Annotated in this window: 16 protein-coding genes; 14 read left to right on the top strand and 2 right to left on the bottom strand. The window is 52.7% G+C overall.

What is annotated here, in order from left to right; all coding sequences use genetic code 11:
- Positions 1-28 precede the first annotated feature (28 nt).
- From STSP2_RS08900 to STSP2_RS08940, 9 genes are all read left to right on the top strand, one after another.
- The gene (locus tag STSP2_RS08900) at positions 29-2,179 is read left to right on the top strand and encodes a DUF1080 domain-containing protein (protein WP_146661889.1); all 2,151 of its coding nucleotides are present in this window, start codon (positions 29-31) and stop codon (positions 2,177-2,179) included.
- A gap of 167 nt (positions 2,180-2,346) precedes the next feature.
- Positions 2,347-3,051, top strand: coding sequence for a FadR/GntR family transcriptional regulator (locus STSP2_RS08905; RefSeq protein ID WP_146661890.1), 705 nt, complete (start codon positions 2,347-2,349; stop codon positions 3,049-3,051).
- Positions 3,052-3,070: 19 nt separating this feature from the next.
- Positions 3,071-5,107: a sialidase family protein gene (locus STSP2_RS08910; RefSeq protein ID WP_146661892.1), complete on the top strand. Its 2,037-nt coding sequence runs from the start codon at positions 3,071-3,073 to the stop codon at positions 5,105-5,107.
- A gap of 39 nt (positions 5,108-5,146) precedes the next feature.
- Positions 5,147-6,223 carry a uroporphyrinogen decarboxylase family protein gene (locus STSP2_RS08915; RefSeq protein WP_146661894.1) on the top strand — a complete coding sequence of 359 codons (1,077 nt, stop codon included), beginning with the start codon at positions 5,147-5,149 and terminating at the stop codon, positions 6,221-6,223.
- Positions 6,224-6,247: 24 nt separating this feature from the next.
- Positions 6,248-7,432 (top strand): n-acyl-d-glucosamine 2-epimerase, encoded by a 1,185-nt coding sequence (locus STSP2_RS08920; protein ID WP_146661896.1) that lies wholly within the window; start codon positions 6,248-6,250, stop codon positions 7,430-7,432.
- A gap of 8 nt (positions 7,433-7,440) precedes the next feature.
- Positions 7,441-8,940: a sialate O-acetylesterase gene (locus STSP2_RS08925; RefSeq protein ID WP_146661898.1), complete on the top strand. Its 1,500-nt coding sequence runs from the start codon at positions 7,441-7,443 to the stop codon at positions 8,938-8,940.
- A 39-nt stretch (positions 8,941-8,979) separates the two neighbouring features.
- A complete protein-coding gene (locus STSP2_RS08930; protein ID WP_146661900.1) occupies positions 8,980-9,894 on the top strand; it encodes a dihydrodipicolinate synthase family protein in 915 nt (304 codons plus the stop codon).
- Positions 9,895-9,974: 80 nt separating this feature from the next.
- The gene (locus STSP2_RS08935; protein WP_146661902.1) at positions 9,975-11,078 is read left to right on the top strand and encodes a uroporphyrinogen decarboxylase family protein; all 1,104 of its coding nucleotides are present in this window, start codon (positions 9,975-9,977) and stop codon (positions 11,076-11,078) included.
- Between the two features lie 15 nt (positions 11,079-11,093).
- Entirely contained in the window at positions 11,094-13,766 is a 2,673-nt protein-coding gene (locus tag STSP2_RS08940) for a sodium:solute symporter family protein (RefSeq protein WP_146661904.1), read from the top strand.
- 151 nt (positions 13,767-13,917) lie between these two features.
- On the opposite strand, the gene STSP2_RS08945 is transcribed toward STSP2_RS08940, so the two are convergent.
- A complete protein-coding gene (locus STSP2_RS08945) occupies positions 13,918-14,268 on the bottom strand; it encodes a PilZ domain-containing protein (protein ID WP_169853097.1) in 351 nt (116 codons plus the stop codon).
- A gap of 573 nt (positions 14,269-14,841) precedes the next feature.
- Between STSP2_RS08945 and STSP2_RS08950 the strand changes: the two genes are divergently transcribed.
- From STSP2_RS08950 to STSP2_RS08970, 5 genes are all read left to right on the top strand, one after another.
- A complete protein-coding gene (locus tag STSP2_RS08950; RefSeq protein ID WP_169853098.1) occupies positions 14,842-16,035 on the top strand; it encodes a sensor histidine kinase in 1,194 nt (397 codons plus the stop codon).
- A gap of 12 nt (positions 16,036-16,047) precedes the next feature.
- Positions 16,048-17,277 carry a response regulator gene (locus STSP2_RS08955; protein ID WP_146661910.1) on the top strand — a complete coding sequence of 410 codons (1,230 nt, stop codon included), beginning with the start codon at positions 16,048-16,050 and terminating at the stop codon, positions 17,275-17,277.
- Positions 17,270-19,495 (top strand): ATP-binding protein, encoded by a 2,226-nt coding sequence (locus STSP2_RS08960; RefSeq protein ID WP_146661912.1) that lies wholly within the window; start codon positions 17,270-17,272, stop codon positions 19,493-19,495. Before STSP2_RS08955 ends, STSP2_RS08960 begins: the two co-directional genes overlap by 8 nt.
- A 29-nt stretch (positions 19,496-19,524) precedes the next feature.
- Entirely contained in the window at positions 19,525-19,920 is a 396-nt protein-coding gene (locus STSP2_RS08965; RefSeq protein WP_146661914.1) for a response regulator, read from the top strand.
- 71 nt (positions 19,921-19,991) lie between these two features.
- Positions 19,992-20,672 carry a response regulator transcription factor gene (locus STSP2_RS08970; RefSeq protein WP_146661917.1) on the top strand — a complete coding sequence of 227 codons (681 nt, stop codon included), beginning with the start codon at positions 19,992-19,994 and terminating at the stop codon, positions 20,670-20,672.
- A gap of 80 nt (positions 20,673-20,752) precedes the next feature.
- On the opposite strand, the gene STSP2_RS17315 is transcribed toward STSP2_RS08970, so the two are convergent.
- Positions 20,753-21,199, bottom strand: coding sequence for a PEGA domain-containing protein (locus STSP2_RS17315; RefSeq protein WP_169853099.1), 447 nt, complete (start codon positions 21,197-21,199; stop codon positions 20,753-20,755).
- Positions 21,200-21,328: the final 129 nt, after the last annotated feature.

Raw genomic sequence — 21,328 nt, forward strand, 5'->3', positions numbered from 1 at the left:
ACGACTGGATATAAAGGAAGGTAAGAATATGAGAACTCTGAAGATGTTATTTGGGATGATGGTTGTGCTCGGCGCGATCGCGGTCGGTCAGGCGGCTAATCCTGCAATTGACAGGATCACCGAACAGATGCCGGCGAACAGTTCTGCGATGAGGGACAGCCTGGCTGTGCAACTCGTTGGTATGACTCCGGAATCGGTTGAGTATCTTGCGGGCAAGCTGACGCCTTACGATGAGGGTCGGCCCGGAGCTGAATACGGAATAAGTGCGATGACCGATTTTATAATGGATCAGAAGAAAGATGCGATTCGCGAAGACTATGCAATGCTGCTGGCGGAGATGATCGATGATGTGCCGGACAAGCTGGGCAAGGCGTTTTTGATCGAGCAGTTGAGGCTCGTGGGCGACGAGGAAGTTGTCGATACCGTGGCGGAATATCTGAATGACAGCTTTCTGTGTGATTTTGCGACGCGGACGCTGCTGACTATAGGCGGCGATTCTGTTGAGGCAAAACTGCTGGCTGCTTTTGACACGGCTTATCCGGAGAACAAGTTGCACCTGATGCAGGGACTTGGCGAGATGCAGAGCATGGCAGGGGCGGACAGGATCCAGCCTTATGCTGCGAGCAAGAACTGGAAGATGCGTAAGGCGGCACTGCAGGCGCTGGCGAATATCGGCAAGGCTTCTTCGCGTGGTGTTTTGAAGAATGCTGTCAATGTCGATGATGCGTACAAGAAGGCGGACAATGCTTCGCTGTATCTTCTGTTCGCGCGTCGTCAGGCTGAGCAGGGCAAGTATGATGCATGTGCGAGAATCTGCAATGAAGTGGCGGGTATGTTCGGTGACGACAGTTATATCGGGTCCGCAGCGGGCGATAGTATGGCGAAGGCTATCGGGCTTGATAATGTCGATAAGATCAAGAACGCTCAGCTTCGCGAAAAGGCTGAGAAGCAGATCCGGGCGAGTCTTGCAACGGCTCCGACTCCGCCGGAAGGTTTCAAGGCGTTGTTCAACGGTAAGAGCCTGGCGGGCTGGAAGAAGCATGATAATCTGCCCAGCGGGCCAGGCGGCAAGTGGTACGTCGAGGACGGTGCGATCGTTGGTATGCAGCATCCGCCTAAGAAGGGCGGCTTCCTGGTGACGGAAGAGTCGTTTGAGGATTACGAGCTGCTGCTTGAGACGAAGATCGACTGGCCGTTTGACAGTGGCGTGTTTTTGCGTGTAGGACCTGAGGGCAAGAGTCATCAGGTTACGCTGGACTATCGGCCCGGCGGTCAGATCGGGTCCATTTACTGTCCTTGGACGCACGGCAGGGTGCATGCTGTGCCGGATTCACTGGATCTGTTCAAGAGGGGCGAATGGAACAAGATCCGGATCGTTTGCGAAGGTGAGCCTGCAAGGATCAAGTTCTGGCTGAACGGCGAGATGGTTACGGACTTCCAGCATACCGAGCAGACGACCGCGGGCATTCCTGAAGAGGGCGGTATCGCGCTGCAGGTGCACCCGGGCGGTGAGGGCTATGAGGACAGCAAGGCGATGTTCCGCAATATCTTCGTTCGCAGGATAGAGTCGGAATCGAAGATGAACGAGCTTACCGCAGATGAAAAAGAGCAAGGGTTCGATCTGCTGTTCAACGGCAAGGACCTGACGGGCTGGGTCGGCAACAAGGCCAGCTACGGCGTTGAAAACGGTATTCTGTTCTGCCGTAAGGGTACGGGCAGGAACATCTATACTGAGGACACTTATGATAATTTTGTGCTGCGTTTCGATTTCAGGCTGCAGCCCGGTACTAACAATGGGCTGGGAATCAGGACGCCTGCAAGCGGTGACGCAGCGTATGTTGGCATGGAACTTCAGATACTGGATAATACCGCTGACAAGTACAGCAATCTAAAGCCATATCAGTATCACGGTTCTGTCTACGGCGTAATACCGGCCAAACGCGGTTATCTGAACCCGGTCGGCGAGTGGAACCGGCAGGAAGTGATCGCGGACGGGTACGATATCAAGGTGATACTAAACGGCGAGACGATCCTGGACGGTAATATCAAGGAAGCCTCAGAGGGCGGCACGATCGACGGCAGGGACCATCCGGGTCTGCTGAACGAGTCGGGGCATATTGGATTCCTTGGTCATGGCGACTTTGTGGAATTCAAGAATATCCGCATCAAGGAACTGTAAACCGGTTCAAGAAGAAGATTATGAAGCCCGCTGATCTTGTGATTGGCGGGCTTTTTTGTTTTTGCGGCTGGAAAATTTGGTTATGCGCGAAAAAGTTTTGACAATTTCGCGGCAAGCCGTTAATATGTCCTACAATACTACATGTAACTGTGCGAGGTTTTTGGAAGATGAAATTAACTCCTGTTGCTAAGATGACGCTCGTGGATATGGCTGAAGGTAAGGTTCGCGAGGCGATAGTTGAATCGGGTATGAAAGTTGGGGATGTATTGCCCGGTGAGCTTGAGCTGGCCGAGCGGCTGGGGGTGAGTCGCAATGTTATGCGCGAGGCGCTGAGCCGTTTGCGGATGCTGGGGGTGCTGGAGTCGAGAAAACGCCGGGGAATGGTTTTGAAGGAGCCGGACCTGCTGGACGGTCTGGCGAAGGTGATCGATCTGCCTGTGATAAGCAAGCCGGTAAAGCAGGACCTTTTTGAGCTGAGGCTGATAATCGAGCTTGGGATGGCGGAGCTGGTGTTCGATCGTAAGACGGATGAGGTGGTTGCTGAGCTGGAGGAGATAGTGGCTGAGGAGGAAAAGGAGAGCGGTGGAGGGGCCGTGGTGGCGCCCGAGGTGGAGGTAGATTTTCATACGCAATTGTTCAAGATGGCTGGGAATGGGACGCTGATGCGATTTCAGTCGCTTTTGGGGCCGTTTTTTGACTGGAAGAAGCAGGAGGGCGAGATCGCAAAGTTTCATGAGTCCGGCGATGGTGTGACTCACAGGGATATTGTGGAGATACTGAAGGAGGGGACGAAGGCGGAATTTCTGGAGGCGATGCAGAGGCATTTACGGCCTCATGTGGAATGGATAAATCAGAAGCGGTGTGAGAGTTAATTCAATTTGAGGTATGATCATGGGCAGGCGCGTTGGATTTTTCGGGCTTTTGGCAGTTGCTGTTTTCTGGGGTGTTGCGGGTTGTACGAGCGTGAGAGCGGCTGGTGATGATCCGGTGGTTGTGAATACTTCGTTCGAGGATTTTGAGCGGGGGGATTTTTCGGAGCTGGGTGCTGAGTGGGGCAAAGTATTAGCTGAGCGAGGTGATGTCCAGATCGATACGCATCATAAGAGCGGCAGTCAGTGTTTGAGGCTAATGGGCGGTGAGGGCCGATCGGTTGTATTTGCTTTTGATGAGCCTGCGCTGGTTTATGAGATAGCTTTCTGGGCGGAGAGGTGGACTTCGCGTGCACCGTTCATGTTCCGTGTGGACGTGAAAGGAACCGGCGGCTGGGAGGAAATTTTCAACGGCGATAAGGAAGTGCGGGTCGGCAGGGCGTTTTTGTCGCATGTGGTTATCCGGCCCGACAGTAAGATAAGTGCGGTGCGGTTCAGGTCTAATGCGCCCTCGGATACGGGGGTATTGATCGATGATCTGATGATCACGCGGCCCGTCAAGATGTCGGTGCAGTCAGTGAAGGCTGATCAGATTATCGTGCCGGTATGTCACAGGAACGAGCGTAATCCGCTTATGCGGGTCAATGTGACAACCTCCGGAAATCTCGAGCCTGCGTCGCTGGAGAAGATGGTGTTTGATCTTGAGGGAACTACGCAGGTAAGTGATATAGACGAGCTGAAGGTTTTTTACAGCGGCAGCGATGCGGGGTTTGGAGCAGGAGAGCAGTTCGGGATCGCGATGGTGCCTTATGGTAAGAGGGTGACATTCAGGGGACAGCAGCGTCTTGCTCATGGGGACAACTATTTCTGGCTTAGCTGCGAGCTGGATGAGGATGCGGACCTGATGCATAAGGTTGACGCGGTATGTGAGCGTGTCGAGATAAGCGGGTCGGCTGAGATGATCAAGCCTGCTGGTGAGAAGGATGACATTCGCAAGCGGATTGGTGTTGCGCTGCGTGATGCTGGCGATGACGGTGTACGGGCGTATCGGATACCGGGGCTTGCGACGACGAACGAGGGGACGCTGATCGCGGTTTATGATATTCGCAGGCACGGGATGGGGGATCTGCCGGGCAATATCGATGTGGGGATGAGCCGAAGTACGGATGGAGGACAGACATGGGAGCCGATGAAGGTGATCATGGATATGGGTGAGCCGCATGGACAGAATGGTGTGGGTGATCCGGCGGTTCTGGTTGATGATGTGACCGGAACGATCTGGGTTTCGGCGCTGTGGAGCAAGGGTAACAACGGCTGGCACGGTTCTGGGCCGGGCTTGAGTCCGGATGAGACGGGGCAGTTTGTGCTCGCCAAGAGCGAGGATGACGGGAAGACCTGGTCGGAGCCTATAAATATTACGCGTCAGATCAAGAAGCCCGAGTGGCGGCTGCTGCTTCAGGGGCCGGGCAAGGGTATTACGATGCGGGACGGTACGTTGGTTTTTCCTGCGCAGTTCCGTGATAAAAATGGAATGCCGCACAGCACGATCATTTACAGCAAAGACCGTGGTGAAACATGGGATATCGGAACGGGTGCGAAGTCCAATACGACCGAGGCGCAGGTGGTCGAGCTTAATGACGGCAGTCTGATGCTGAATATGCGTGACAATCGGGGCGGCAGCAGGAGTGTTTATGTGACGGATGATCTGGGTAAGACGTGGGAGGCGCATCCCACGTCGCGGAAGGCTCTGATCGAGCCTGTGTGTATGGCGAGCATTATCAGGTTCGCATCGGTGAAGGACGGCGATGAGCGGAACATACTGCTGTTCAGCAATCCTGATAGGCGATCGGGCAGGAAGGACATAACGATCAAGGCGAGTCTGGACGAGGGCATGACGTGGAAGGAAGAGAATGAGCTTTTGATACATGAGCCCTATTGTGCGGGATATTCGTGCATGACGAAGATTGATGACGAGCATGTGGGGATATTGTATGAGGGCGGAGGGACCGCGCTGATGGTGTTCGAGAAGATACATATCGATGAGATCCTGGCTGAGTAGATTGATGTTAAAGAGTGTGTTTTGTATGCCGGAGAAGCAATGATATCGCGTGAGAGAGTATTGCTGGCCCTGAATCATATCGAGCCGGACAGGGTGCCATTTTTCTATCGGGATGTGCCCGAGGCTGAGTTCCATGTTTTGAAGGAGCTTGGGCTTAGCAGCCGGGATGAGCTGCTGGAGTATCTCGGTGTGGATTTTCGGTGGGTCGGGCCGGGGTATGTCGGTCCGAAGCTGTTCGATCCGGAGACAGGGATAAAGCGCGATATCTGGGGGATCGAGTACAAGTATGTGAAACTTGGTGAACGTAACGGTTACTGGGAGACGGTGAGTAATCCGCTTGCGGAGTGTAAGAGTGTGGAAGAGCTGGAGGAGTATGAGTGGCCGAGGGTCGAATGGTTTGATTTTTCTGTGGTCACTGAGAAGGTTCGCAAGTACAAGGATTACGCGATCATGACCGAGCCGGGGTTTGCGTCGCCTAGTCTGTTTCAGTGTCCTGTTCAGGGGCTGCTGGGGCAGGAGAGAGCGTTTATGGATGTGATCTCGGACAGCGAATTTTTCGAGGCGATGGTCGAGAAGGTTCTCGAGTTCCAGCTTCCGTTTATTGACATGATGCTGGAGGCGGGCGGGGGCAGGATCGATCTGTTTCGGATAGGGGACGATTTCGGGACGCAGCGGGGGTTGCTGATGAGTCCGGTGCAGTGGCGGAAGGCGCTTCGGCCTGGATTGAAGGCGATGTGTGAGCTGGCGGAAAATCATCACGCGCATATTTACATGCATTCGTGCGGTGCGGTGCGTGATCTGATACCTGATCTGCTGGAGCTTGGGGTGGAGGTGCTGGATCCTTTACAGGTGACGGCGCATGGGATGGTGCCGGCTGAGCTTAAGGAGGCATATGGTGATAAGCTTTGTTTTTCGGGCGGTGTTGACGAGCAGCATCTGCTGCGTGAGGGTGATGAGCGGGCTGTATGTGAGAGTGTTGTTGAGCTGTTGGATGATATGGCGAAAGGCGGGGGATTTTTTATTGGGCCGACGCATAATTTTGAGGCAGATATTCCGGTGGGGAATATACTGGCTATGTACAGGGCGGCGGGTGATTGGTCGCAGTCGAACTATTGAGAATGTCAGGTAAAGGGTTACAGAATGAGTTGGGATAAGGCAGCTAAATACGCAGAGGTTTACAGGAAAGAGCTTTTCGAGAGCGTAATGCCTTTCTGGGATGAATACTCTGTGGACAGTGAGTTCGGCGGATATTTTACGTGTCTGAACAGGGAGGGCGAGGTTTTCGATACGGATAAGTTTGTATGGCTGCAGTGCCGGCAGGTGTGGACGTATGCGATGCTGTACAATCGGTGCGAGAAGCGTGAGGAATGGCTCGAGGTCGCCAACAACGGTGCGGATTTTCTGGCTCTGCACGGTATGGATGGTGAGGGCAACTGGTACTTTGCGCTGAATCGCGAGGGCATGCCGCTGGTGCAGCCTTACAATATATTCAGTGACTGCTTTGCGGCGATGGCTTTTGCTCAGTATGGCCTGGCGTGCGGGAGTGAGAAGGCGATCGATATTGCGTCTAAGACATACAGGAACATACTTCGGCGGAAGGACAGGCCCAAGGGCAAGTATACCAAGGCGGTGGACGGGACGCGGGATATGAAGGGGATGGCGCTGCCGATGATACTGGCGAATCTGACGCTTGAGCTGGAGGAGGTGCTGTCGGAAGATGAGGTCGAGTCTACGCTGGACATGTGCATCGATGAGGTGATGGGGCTGTTCCTGGATGAGCGGAAGGGGATTCTTTACGAGAACGTCGGGCCTGACGGATCGCATGTGGACTGTTTTGACGGGAGGCTGATCAATCCGGGGCATGGGATCGAGTCGATGTGGTTCATGATGGACGTTGCGAAAAGGCGGGGCGATAAGGAGCTGATCGAGCGTGCGGTACAGGTTGTGCTGAATACGCTGGAGTATGGATGGGACGAAGAATATGGCGGAATATTTTATTTCATGGATGCCGAGGGCAGGCCGCCTCAGCAGTTGGAGTGGGATCAGAAGCTGTGGTGGGTGCATCTGGAGGCGCTGGTCGGACTGATAAAGGGATATAATCTGACGGGCAGGCAGGAATGTCTGGACTGGTTCGAGAGGGTGCATGAGTATGCGTTCGGCGGGTTCTCGGATCCGAAGTTTGGTGAGTGGTTCGGGTATTTGAATCGGCGTGGTGAAGTGCTGATGCCGTTGAAGGGCGGTAAATGGAAGGGATGTTTCCATGTGCCTAGAGGGCTGTACTTGTGCTGGCGTGAGTTCGAGAATCTTGGGGGTGAGGGCGAATAGAGGACGGAATGCGAATTTGTGTTAATGTGATAATTTTGATGGTCGTTACGCTTGCGGGTGTAAGTGCGGGGGCGGTGCGGCTGCCGGATATATTCGGCGATCACATGGTGGTGCAGCGTGATGAGGAGCTTAAGGTTTGGGGCTGGGCCGAGCATGGTGAAGATGTGCGGGTGAGTTTCAAGGGTAAGGTTGCGAAGGATACAGCGGATGCTGCGGGGCGATGGTTGGTGGATCTTGGAAAGTATGAAGCGAGCTGTGAGCCGGCGGAGTTGAAGGTTGAAGGTGAGAATACAGTGGTGGTTAAGGATGTGCTGGTTGGGGATGTGTGGGTGTGTTCGGGGCAGTCGAATATGTATTTTCCGTTGAAGCGGTCGGCCAATTATGAGGCGTTGAAAGGGTCATTGGATAATAAGATGATCAGGCTGATGCGGATGGTGCCGGGGGCCTATCCGAGTGGGCGGCAGTTCAGTGATGAGGAGCTGGCGAAGTGTGTGCCGGTTGAGTATTATGAGGGTGGATGGGAGAGGTGCAGTGAGGAGGCGGCTGCGGAGTTTTCGGCGGTGGCGTATTATTTCGGTGCGGAGATCGAAAGGCACGTGGGGGTGCCGGTGGGGCTGGTGCAGAATGCGGTGGGAGGTGCACCTGCTGAGGCTTTTGTGAGTGAGGGGACGCTTGCGGAGGATGAAGTGCTGTGGGATGTTTGCGGGGACTGGCTGGGAAGTGAAGAGTATGCGCCGTGGTGTCGCGGGAGGGCGAAGCTGAATCTTGGGGATACGGCTGGTGATGCGGAACAGGGGCATCCGTTCAAGCCTGGGTTTCTGTTCGAGGCGGGAATTGAGCCTTTGACGGATTTTGCGGTGAAGGGGGTGATATGGTACCAGGGCGAGTCGAATGCGCCTTTAACGGTTGTTGATGAATCAACAGATATGGTGTATAACAAACGCCTGTTGAAGACTTTAATCGGTGACTGGCGGCGAGCCTGGGGGGATAGCGATCTGCCGTTTTTGTATGTGCAGCTTCCTAATATGAATCGCAGGTGGATGGAGTTCAGGCAGATGCAGCTCGAGGTTTTGCGAGAAGTACCTGGAGTTGGAATGGCTGTGAGTATAGATGTTGGGGATCGAAGAGATGTGCATCCGCGGAACAAGCGGCCCGTGGGGAGAAGGCTTGCTTTGATCGCGAGGGCGAAGGTTTATGGGCAGGATGTTGTGTATTCGGGGCCATTGCCTGTGGATGCTGTTGTGGAAGGAGCGGAGGTTGCGGTGAAATTGGAACATGCGGAGGCGTTGCAGGTCAGATCGGGAGAAAAGGTGCGAGGGTTTGAGCTGGTGGACAGTGCTGGTCGATGGCATGAGGCGGAGGCGAGGATAAAGAGTGATAAAGTCTTTGTGCTTTCGGATGAGGTTGAGGAGCCTTCGGCGGTGCGTTATTCGTGGGCGCCGAATCCGGAGGGGAACGTTGTGAATGGCGAAGGGCTGCCGATGAGTCCTTTCATTATATCATTATAGAATTGAGAACAGACATTTGTATGAAGAGTGAGGCTTACTATGAATTCTAGATTCAGTGGCATACTGGCGGCGGTATTTTCGCCGATGGACGAAAACGGCAAGGTCAACACCGGCGTGGTGCCGGCGATCGTGGACAGTCTGGTTGCGGATGGAGTTTCCGGGATATATGTTTGCGGTAGTACTGGCGAGGGACCTTTGCTGGCTCGGGAAGAACGCATGGAAGTAGCGGAAGCGTACACAAAAGCATGCAAGGATAAGATGCCTGTGATAGTGCAGGTGGGTCATGACAGTATTGCTGAGGCTAAGGTGCTGGCTGAGCATGCGGCCGGGCTGGGTGCGGATGCTGTGGCCGCGGTGCCGCCGACGTACTTTAAATGTCCGTCCGTGGAGAATCTGGTGGATTGTATGGCGGAGATATCTGAGGCGGCTGGGGATGCGCCTTTTTACTATTACCATGTGCCCGCGCTGACGGACGGGGTTTTCAGTATGGTAGACTTTCTTAGGCTGGGCGAGGGTAAGATAAGAAATCTGGAGGGGATCAAATACAGTGCACTGACGGTGTTCGAGTGCCAGGAGTGTTTGAACTATGCGGAGGGCAAGTATAATATTCTGTTCGGCTGTGACGAGATGCTGCTGAGCGGGCTTGTTGTGGGTGTGCCGGGGGCAGTGGGGAGTACGTTCAATTTTGCGGCGCCGCTGTATAACAAGATAATGGATGCGTATAAGGCGGGCGATCTGGAGAGGGCGAGGGAGCTGCAGCTTCTTTCGGTGAAGATGGTAAATACGCTGTTCAAGTATCGCGGTCAGCCCGCGTTTAAGGCGATGATGGGTATACTGGGTGTGGACTGTGGCCCGAACCGTTTGCCGTTAAAGAGTCTGGATTCCGATGAGGTGGCTGCGTTGAAGAAGGACCTGGAAGATATAGGTTTCTTTGACTGGGGACGGACGCGGTAGCTGAAAATTGGACGGGCGTATTTGCAAATTTGAGGAACCTGGTGATTACTCTCTGGGCGAAAGATTAAAGGCTTAGAATCATGTTGTCCAAAGAACGTGTATTAGCGGCAATCGAACGGAGGCCGGCGGACCGGATCCCCATTTACGACTCGTTCTGGCTGGACACAGTTGCGAGGTGGCGGCAAGAGGGTCTGAGCGAGGTAGTTTCCGTGCAGGATTACTTCGGCTTTGATATTCACGTGATGGGTATTGATGCGTCTCCACGGTTCAAGCCTGAGCTGCTCGAGACGGACGGTGAGATGGTGACTATTCGCGACCGGTTCGGTTATGTCGTCAAAAAGGAAAAAAACAAGTCCAGGACGATGATGTATTTATCGCATCCGGCAGAATCTCAGGAGCAGTGGGAATCGGTCAAGAGAGGTTTCAATATCGATCCGGACGGCCCCGCGAGAGTAGCGAAGGATCCGTTTCCATTCAAGCTGGAGATGGGCGATTCGTGGCAGAAAGTGTATGAAGATTATTGTGATTTGCTTGAGAGCGGCAAATACATCCTCGGTTCTGCTTACGGTCCTCATGAGGCTATTCTAAGGCTGCACGGGTTCGAAAAGACGCTATACAGTCTTTGCGACAGTCCTGGTATGCTTACTGACATGGCTGAGACGTATTCTAATTTTTTGCTTCAGGTAATCAACGAGAGCCTTGAGAAGGGAGTACGTTTTGATGGTCTGTTTCTTGTCGAGGACCTTGCCGCTACGAACGGCATGCTGTTTTCGCCGGATCAGTGGCGAAATATATTCAAACCGTCGATGGCGAAAATCGGCGAATTCCTGGCGTCTAACGATCTGCACTTCTGGATGCACTGCTGCGGTAACGCTGAACCTGTGTTTGGGGATCTAATCGAATGCGGCGTGCAGGTTCTTAACCCTCTGGAGGCGAAATCCGGTCTGGATGTTTGTTGGCTCAAGGATAAGTACGGTGAAGACTTGACGTTTTTCGGCAACATCGATGCGATAAAGATGTCCGGCACGGACGAGGAGATCGAGGAGGAACTGCAAAGAAAGGTTACCGCTGCTAAGCAGGGTGGTGGCTACATCTACCATTCGGATCATTCCGTGCCGCCGGAGGTATCGTGGGGCAGATATAAGCATATTATGGAAATGGTAAGTAAATACGGTAAATATTAGTGCGGAGCTTTTTTTATGCTGAGGAAGATTTCATATTTTGTTTTGTTGGTTGTGCTGGTTTTAGCTGCAACGGCAAGTGCCCAGCAGCAGGTTGACAAGGATTATCTGGACTGGTCTCAGTTGCCGGAGCTGCCTGATGAGCTTGGCAGGGCGGGGGTATTTGTCGGTGTGCACAATGATGCGATGATCGTGGCGGGCGGTGCGAATTTTCCCAAGCCGGTGTGGAGTTCGGACAAGCAGTGGCACGACGAGATTTTCGTGCTGACGAAGGATGCGTCGACGGAGAGCGGATTTAAATGGCACGAGGGCGGTAAGCTGCCACGGCCGCTTGGATATGGAGCCGCGGTGTCAACCGAGCGGGGCGTTGTGTGCATGGGGGGCAACGATGCGGAGCAAACGTACTCGGATGTGTACCTTTTGAGGTGGGATCCTGAGGCTGAATCAATCGAAATTGAGTCTATGCCTTCGCTGCCTTCGAACTGTGCTTATAGTGCGGCTGCGCAGATAGGGAATACGATCTATGTTGCGGGCGGTACTAGCGGTCTGGGGCTTGAGACGGCCATGAAGAATTTCTGGGCTCTGGACATGAGCACAATGGATGAGCCTGAGGGATTCGAGTGGCAGGTGCTGCGTGCGTGGCCCGGTGAGTCGAGGGCTTTCAATCTTGTCGCGGCTCAGCATAACGGCCAGGCAGATTGCATTTATGTGATGAGCGGCCGGAGGGTTGGTCAGGACGGTGAGGCCGAGTTTCTGACGGATGTCTATGAGTTCAATCCCTTGCTTTATGATGCTTCGAAGTATGATGCCCAGACGCAGGATTATGCGGGTGAATCCGAACCGTGGAAGCAGCAAAAAGACGTTCCGCAGTGCGTGATGGCGGGTACAGCCATTGATGTGGGGCAGAGCCATGTGTTCGTTTTCGGCGGTGCTGACGGCAGTATGTGGGGCAGGGCGAATGAGCTTAAAGACGAGCACCCGGGCTTTCCGAAAAAGCTGTTTGTTTATCATACGATCACCAATTCATGGGTAGAATCGGACGACCTGCCGGCCAATCAGGTTACGACGAACGCGGTTCGGTGGGGAGACGATCCGGTCAAGGACCCGGTGATAATCGCCAGCGGTGAGATCAGGCCGAGAGTGCGTTCGCCTAAAGTATGGGCGGCGACACCTGTACCGAGCAGCAAGAATTTCGGGTGGATAGATTTCAGCGTGATAGGTCTTTACCTGGCGGGGATAACCGGGATCGGTGTGTTTTTCTCTTTTCGTAATAAGAATTCGGACGACTTTTTCCGAGGCGGTCAGCGTGTGCCGTGGTTCGTTGCGGGTCTTAGTATTTTCGCTACGATGCTCAGCTCGATCACGTTCATTGCGATCCCGGCCAAGGCGTTTATGACCGACTGGGTTTATTTCCTGGTCAACATGGGAGCGGTTGCAATGGCGCCTGTTGTGATAGTATTCTTTCTGCCGTTCTTCCGCAAGATCGATGCGACGAGTGCTTATGAGTACCTGGAGAAACGGTTCAACCGGTTCGTGCGTCTGTTTGCCAGTGCATCGTTTATCTTCTTCCAGATCGGACGTATGGCGGTGGTAATGTATCTGCCCGCGCTGGCGCTGGCGGCGATCACTCCGCTCAATGAGATACAATGCATATTGATAATGGGCGTTCTAAGTATAATCTACTGCACGATGGGCGGGCTGGAGGCTGTGGTATGGACGGACACGATACAGACGTTCATTCTGCTGGGCGGTGCGCTGCTCAGTCTGATCCTGATAGTTTATCGCCTCGAGGGCGGATTTGATACGCTTATAAGCACTGCATCTGCAAACAATAAACTTAATCTGGTCAACTGGGACTTCTCCTCGGTGAGTTTTGCAACGACTGCTCTGTGGGTTGTTGTCCTCGGCGCCATCGGCCAGAGCCTGATCCCGTATTCTTCCGATATGGCGGTCGTGCAGAGGTATATGTCCGTCAACTCTCTCAAGAGTGCCCGACGATCGATATGGACCAACAGCATTGCGGTAATTCCCGCATCGATCCTGTTCTTCGGCGTGGGTACGGCCCTTTTCGTTTTCTACAAATCCAACCCAGCTCAGCTCGATCCTACGTTCAAGAACGATGCGATCTTTCCTCTGTTTATTGCTCGTGAGCTGCCTGTCGGTATTGCGGGGCTGGTTGTGGCGGGTGTTTTTGCCGCGGCTCAGTCGACCGTTTCGACGAGCATGAACAGCATAGCGACTGCGACGGTGACAGATTTCGTTCGGCCGTTCAGTTTGATAAGATCGGAGCGAACCTTCTTGCGGCTTGGCAGGGTCATGACGTTTGTGTTCGGTACGCTGGGGGTGACGCTGGCGCTGATGTTCGCAACTTCAGATATTAAGTCGCTTTGGGATATGTTCATGAAGATTCTCGGCCTGATGGGCGGATCGATGTGCGGGCTGTTCTGTCTGGGCATTTTCACCACGCGAACGAACGGCCCGGGTGCTGTTATCGGGGCCATCTGCGGAGCGTTGGGGCTGTATCTTGTGCAGGAATATACTCAAATGCATTTGCTGCTATATGCAGTAGTTGGTATCGCTTTGTGTGTGATCAGCGGTTACCTGGCGAGCTTTTTGTTCCCGGCCAGCACAACATTTGTGGAAGGTTTGACAATTCACACTTTAGAATCAAAAAAAGCCGATTCAAATTGAGTGTGAGTTTTGAATAGGGAGATAGCTTCTAGGCTTCTGGTGGACGTGTGATGGTTGCGCGCCGAGAGTCGCCACGATAGAGGCAGTGCGAATGAAACAGGGACTGGTCGAAGGTGACCAGTCCTTTTTATTATTTAGACGGCAGGTCCTTTTACAGGAACTGTACCGCGAGGCCAATGCGTGCTTCTTCGAGCATTTTTTCGCGGTCGACGCGGACGACCTTGCCGGTCTTGATGCGTGCATAGCTGCCTTTTTGTTTTGCCAGGGCGGCAGTACGGGGGAAGTTCAGCTCGATCTCATGGCCGGGCCTGACGGGGGTGGTCATTGGAACCTCAAGGTAAGCTCCGCCTTTGCTGATGTTGATGCTGCTGCCGTTGAAGAACCTGCTGGCCTCGGGCAGCCAAACACTGATGGGCCAAGCCAGTTGCGAACGTGTGTCCTTACGCTGTTCGATTACTGTTGCTTCCATTGCTCCGGTCTCCGTAAATTTAAGTAGCTTCATCGTCATATTTCTTTATCGGCAGTGTTAAGCTGGGCAATTTAGAAAAAATAGGACAAAAGCGGCTCCAGTAGTAAAAACACCTCGTAACCGCCGGATATAGGGCATGGCTACATGTATTATCGGGCGTTGGGTGTAAATATTTTTGAGGGAATTCTGCGACTGCAGCGGCTATGGTGACAAGCTGAAATGCTTTAGCGGTTGCTTCAGCATTTCGTGACGGTGTTTGTGACGTCCTTAGAGTGGGCGTTATGGGACCGGTAAGAGAAAAAATACGTAATGAATTGCAAGGGTTTGGCTGGTTAACAGAGAATCAGAAATTCGGAGGTCATGCCGAAGTGTGTAAGAGACGAATAGTTACTAGAAGCTGTTTCAAAACTCAGATTTGTCTTTCGGCGGCCCTTTTTCCGTTCGGCTGCGTTGTGCAAAACCGTCAATAGAATAGCTATGGCCGATTTTACACGCCTTGCCGAGACGAAAAAATTGCTCGCCGGCAAGCCAAAAGCAGTTTTGAAACAGCTCCTAACTAGTAACATTGACGGAGAACTTAACTTGGCGGATCAAGGATTTGCAAGAATGGAGCAGTGTGCAGATACGGCCAGCGGTTTGCTGGACAACCTGTGTGCGTGCATATATTCCGCGAAAGTCTCGGATGAGGTGCAGTTTGAATTCATCTCACGGGGCAGTGAGCGGCTTACCGGGCTTGGTGCGCAGAGTGTGATGAGCTCGGCAGGGGGGTGGTTGAGCGTTGTTCATCCGGATGACCTCGAAGAGGTTGAGAGTTGTTACCGGCGGTATGCGGAAAATGGTGCAGGTGAAGAGATCGAATACAGGGTGATGCATGCGGATGGCAGCGTGAGATATGTGAAGGATGTTTCTGCTGTCCGTAACGAAGGCAGGGAGGTTTATGTGGACGGCATAGTTGAAGATATGACAGCTATACGCAGGGCCGAGGCTGATCTGGAGCGTACACAGATGCTACAGCGGATCGGCGGGCTGGCGGCAGGTATAGCACATGAGATAAACACGCCCATACAATTTATCGGTGACAATCTGACATTTCTTTCCGATTCGTTCGGCAGTATTCTCGATCTCATAGAAAAACAAAAGGAGGTCTGTGATGCTGTGTCTGGGGATATAGACGATGAGAGTGCTGCGGTGCTGGAGTCACTGGAAGAGGCCGCGGATCTGGATTTCCTCAAGGAGGAATTGCCCCAGGCGATCGACCAGAGCAGGGACGGGGTAAAAAGGGTGAGTAAGATCGTGGCGGCGATGAGGGATTTCTCTCATCTGGATGAGAGGAGGATGGCCAGGGCGGACATCAATAAAGCGTTGGAAAGTTGTCTGGTGATGGTCAGGAACGAAGTGAAGTATGTGGCGGATGTGCGGACGGAAATGGACCGTGCGTTGCCTGGGATAGTCTGTTGTATCGATGAATTGAACCAGGTTTTTATGAATCTCATTATCAACGCGGCTCAGAGTATTGAACAGAAGATCAAGGGGACGCATAACAGGGGCCTGATAACCGTGGGGACCTTGGAAGAACAGGACTCTATTGTTGTGTTTGTGAGCGATACCGGTGTCGGCGTGTCTGAAGAAGTGAGCGGCAGGATGTTCGAGCCGTTCTTCACGACCAAGCCTCGCGGAAAGGGTACGGGGCAGGGGCTAGCGATGGCAAAAACAATAGTGGAGCGTAAGCACAAGGGTAAGATAGAATTCGAGACCGAGCCTGGTCAGGGTGCGACGTTCAAGGTTTGCCTACCGAGATAGAAAGACATGTGAATGGACGAAGGATCGAAAAAGAGAATACTTTTTGTTGATGACGATAAGCACCTGCTTAACGGTCTGCGGAGAATGCTGCGCAAGATGAAGGACCGCTGGGATATGGATTTTGCTAACGGCGGTCAGGAGGCGCTGGATGCGTTGAGACTCAACAAATATGACGTGATCGTTTCCGATATGCTGATGCCTGGTATCAGCGGTGTGCGGCTGCTTGAGCATGTTCGCGAGCGTTATCCGGGCACGATCAGGTTTATGCTTACCGGATGCTCAAAGGAGCCCTTGAACGAGCATGCGATCATGTGTGCGCATCAGATGGTGGCAAAGCCATGTGATACTGATGAGCTTATTAACATGATCGAGCATTCGCTTTCTCTGCATGACGGAATCAAGTCTCATAAAGCTGCGCAGGTAATGGCTCAGATGCGTTCGATACCGTCGATGCCGAGGATATATCAGCGAGTGATAAAGACGCTTCGCAAGCCTCACTGCAGTTTGAGACGCGTAGGAAGGATAATTGCAGAAGACATAGGGATGTCCAGCAAGATGCTGCAGGTGGCCAACAGTGCGTTTTACGGCAAGAGTGGGCACATTGCCGACCCAACGAGGGCAGTTGTTCATCTCGGTTTGCGGACAGTTGAGGCACTGGTTCTGACTCACGGGGTGTTCTCGACGCTTACAGAGGAGCAGATGAAAGACTTCTGGGTAGACGGGATCCATGAGCACTGTGTTCGTGTGGGGCTGCTGACCAAGAAGATATGTAAGCTGGAGGGTATGAGTGAAGAAGAGCTGGAACTTGCGAGTATGGCAGGGATACTGCATGATGCCGGGCTGATGATCCTGGTGTCGGAATTTCCTGAAGAATACCGCAGAGCGATCGAATTGTCTCGCAGTGAGCATATCTCGATCTATGAATCTGAATGTGAAGAGATAAAGATGACGCATGCCGAGCTTGGGGGTTGCCTGCTGGATCTTTGGGGATTGCCCAATGCGATCATCGAGGCTGCGGCAATGCATCACGATCCTGGTCTAAGTGAGGGACGGGGTTTTTCGATACTCGCGGCGGTATATGCCGCGGACGTGATCGACCATGAGCTTTGCAGCAGTCCGGGAGGTGGATGGGTCAAAGGAGCGGATATGGAGTACATAGAAAAAATGGGCCTGAGTGAAAAATTGCAACAATGGCGAAAATTACATCTTCCAACCGGTGATAGAGAATTAGAGTATGTCTGATAAGCATAAGATATTGATAGTTGATGATGAGCAGCGTGTTCTGGCGGCTATGCGTCGCCGTTATCGCAAAAAATATGATGTTGTTACCGCAGATAGCGGTCGCGAGGCGATCAATAAACTCGAGCGAGAGGGTTCTTTCACGGTAGTTATCTCGGATCTGCAGATGCCAGGCATGAACGGCCTGGAATTTCTGTCGATGGTGCGGGATATCAGTCCGGACAGCATATGTATTATGCTGACGGGATTCGCTGAGCTCGATGCCGCGGTTCAGGCGGTGAACCAGGGACATATTTTCAGGTTTTTGACGAAACCATGCGGCAACGATGTCGTGGATGAGGCGATTGATGAAGCTGTCAAGGAATATCGCAAGCTCACTACGACAAGAAGCTATACTTACAGCATGCATGTGGTTGATGGTGTGCCGGGCAAATGTGAGCGCAGCAGCGGGTGTGTGGCCTTGACGGGTTACAGCAACCAGGACTTTTATGCCGATGACGAGTTGTGGATAAAGGCGGTCAGACCCGATTTTCGAGATGCTGTGGCTATGATGCGCGACGATGTTATAAACCGTCGTGATGTCAAACCTTTGGAGTTTCAGATTGAAAAGAAGGACGGATCGGTCCGCTGGGTGCGTGAGACGATACTGCCGCATTATGGAGAGGGTGGGGAGGTAGAAGCTCTTGAGGGTTATGTGGAGGACATCACAGAGAAAAAAGATTTGCAGCGCAAGCTGATAGCGAGTGAGGCACGTTATCAAAAGCTTGTCGAGAATTCACCCGGTCTTGTTTTTCAGATGGTGATGCGTCAGGGCCAGGCTGTCCGTTTTTCATTTATCGGTGAAAGCTGCCTTGACCTCTTGGGCCTAGAGCCTGAGGCGGTGATGCAGGACAGCAACGTTTTTCTCGAACGGCTGGAGGTTCAAGACAGAGCGGAGTTTGTGCGGCTTCTGAAAGAGTCAGCAGTGAGATGCAAGCCTTGGGAATGGTGGGGAAGCGGTGTGTTCAAATCCGAGAAGAGGTCCTTCCAGGGTGTTGCTCGTCCTGAGGTCGATGACAAGGGAGATGTCTGTTGGGATGGTCTTTTGACGGATATGACGCACCTGCGAGAGGTGGAACTGAAGTTGCGGAGTGTTGCGAAGCTTGCCGCAGAAAATCCCAACCCTGTTATGCGGATAGACGATGAAAATGTTATCACCTATGCCAACAATGCAAGCGAAGAACTGCTTGGGTTGTGGGGGTGCAGCGAAGGTGATGAGGTGCCAGGGGATGTTATAGACTGCATGTATAATATCCGGGCTAACAATAAGAATGAGTGTATAGAAAAGGAATGGGGCGGACGTGTCTTCTCAGTCGTATTTGCGCCTGTTTCGGAAGGTGATTATGTAAATATATATGCACGTGACATAACTGAAGTAAAGATGGCAGAACGTAAACTCATTGAAGCCAATGAGAGGCTGCGGGAGTTTGACCGCATAAAGAACGAATTCGTTTCGACGGTTTCGCATGAGTTGAGGACGCCTTTGTGCATTTTTAAGAATATTACGTCCAATGCTCTGGCGGGTGTGATGGGACGGATCAGTAAGAAGCTGCGAAAGAATCTGGAGATGGCGGATGAGATCATCGACAGGCTTTCAAGAGTTGTCGGCGATTTTCTGGACATATCGAAGATCGAGGCAGGTGCGGTTGAGCTTGACAGGGAAGTGTTCGATCTGGCTGAGCTGGTGCGTCGAGTAACAGATGCGTTTGAAGCAGTAGCTGAAGACTATGGTGTTAGGCTGGATGTGACGAGTCCCGACCAGAAGTGCCTGGTCCATGCGGACAGTGACAGAGTCTCTCAGGTTATTACTAACCTGTTGAGCAACGCTGTCAAGTTCAGCCCGGAGGGCGGAACGATACGAGTGTCTGCGTCTATCAATGACGATGAGGTGGAGATCGCGGTTCAGGACAGCGGGCCGGGATTGAGCAGGGACGATATGGAGAGAGTTTTCGAACGGTTTGTGCAGGTTGGAGATGACCGCAGCAAGAAAGGGCTCGGCACAGGGTTGGGGTTGCCCATCTCAAGGGAGCTCGTTGAGATGCACGGCGGTAAATTGTGGGCGGACAGTGTTGTCGGGGAGGGAAGCTGTTTCAGATTTGTGCTGCCTCTATATTTGCAGAAGAGTGAAAATACGAAAGATGAGCCCCAAACGTCCATTCGGCTGCCTGGCAGGGATGTTTAGATTAAATTGTGTGTGAGGAGAATGTAATAGTGCGAGTGAGAATTTTGATCGTTGATGATGAGCGTGATTATCTTGCGCTTATGCAGCTTAACCTTGACATAGAAGGTTATGAGGTGGGAACCGCTTGCACGGAAAGTGAGGCTTTGGCGAGCCTTGAGAGCAGGCGGCCGGATCTGATACTGATGGATGTTGACATGGGTGAGGAGTCGGGGCTTGATATTACATCTCGGCTCAAGAAGAACCCGGAAACCGCGGACATACCATTGATCATGGTCACAGGTGAGGACAGCGAGGAAGACAGGGTGCGTGGTTTTGAGGCGGGTGCGGATGATTATGTTACCAAGCCTTTTGAGCTGACTTTTCTGCTTGAAAGGGTGAGGGCGGTGCTCGGTGGAGAACGTATGCAGGCACCGGCCCAGTCATAGATGTGTACGAAATATTAAGTATTTGTTAGTTTTGGGCTGGAAGCCGGTGGTTGTGATGGTATAATGCCGGCATGGAAAAGATACTTATTATCGATGATGTGCTGGACCTGCTGGAGACGCTGAGCCTTGCGCTGGAGCAGGAGGGGTATGAGGTGCGAACCGCTGAGACGGGCGGGGAGGCAATGGCGTGTATCAGGACGGACACGCCCGATCTGATACTGCTCGACGTGATGCTTGAGGACATCTCAGGGATCGATCTTGCGGCAAGGTTGAAGGGGAATCCTGAGACGGCACATATCCCGATCATAATGCTAACTGCGCGGGATACGGAGGCGGATATCATTGTCGGCCTGAAGATGGGGGCAGACGATTACATTACCAAGCCTTTTAGTACTGCGGTTCTGTTAGCGCGGATAGAGACGATACTAAGGCGTGCTAAGCTGACAAGCGGGGGAATGCGCGAAATCCTGTCGGCTGGGGATGTGAAGGTGCATCTGAATAAAAGGAGCGTTCGGGCGGGCGGTAAAGAGATCGATCTGACGGAGGGTGAATACAATATTCTCGTTGCGCTTATGGAGGCTGGGGGGGCCGTGCTTTCTCGTGAGGATTTGAAGGAGTGTCTGGGCGAGCGAGCCAAGGGTGAGAAGGAACGCATTGTCGACGTGCACATAGCGGCTGCGAGAAAGAAGCTTGGTGAACACAAAGACATAATCAAGACGGTTCACGGGCGGGGTTACCGGATCGTTTTCTGATGGATGTTGCGGCAGAAGGGGGGTAATTTAAGATTGCCCACTGCCCAAGGGGCGCAGGGCAACAATTGCGGATCGCAATGTTATTTGGTTGTGTCCGTTCTGTTTTTGAATGTGCTGCCTAGAGCTTCCTGGCGGGCATCGAGGGCGGATTCTATAAGCAGGTTTCTGTCGGGCACCTGGTAGGGCTCTAGTTCAAATGTCCATTCATATTCGTCAACGATAGTTTCGGGCCATAGTACTCCGTAGAAAAAGTCGAATGGGAACTTGTCGTGCGTCGGGGCCTCCAGAACGCGGTGAGTGTCGAGAGTTGTATATCCTTCTCGTGCTATGTGGACCTTGTAGTCGCCATACCAGTTGAAGTCGACCGTTACGGGTGACTTGCCGACCTGTTCGTCATTCAGAGTCACCAGGGCACCCTGGGGTTTGGTATTGATGGTGAGCTTTCGTTCTATACAGCCGGTCAGCAGGGGGGCTGCGGTGACCAACATAGCGAAGAGCGACTTTGTGAATGTATTTCTTGCAGACATTATGTTTTGTTCCTGAGAGTTAACCAAGATTTGCGGATGCTTTCTTGTGGGACAAAAATACCAGCATTGGTGCGTTAAATCAACTATCCAATTGACATAATGGCGGGTTACTTGTAAGTTATTTGGACA

The organism is Anaerohalosphaera lusitana (assembly GCF_002007645.1).
GTDB lineage: Bacteria > Planctomycetota > Phycisphaerae > Sedimentisphaerales > Anaerohalosphaeraceae > Anaerohalosphaera > Anaerohalosphaera lusitana.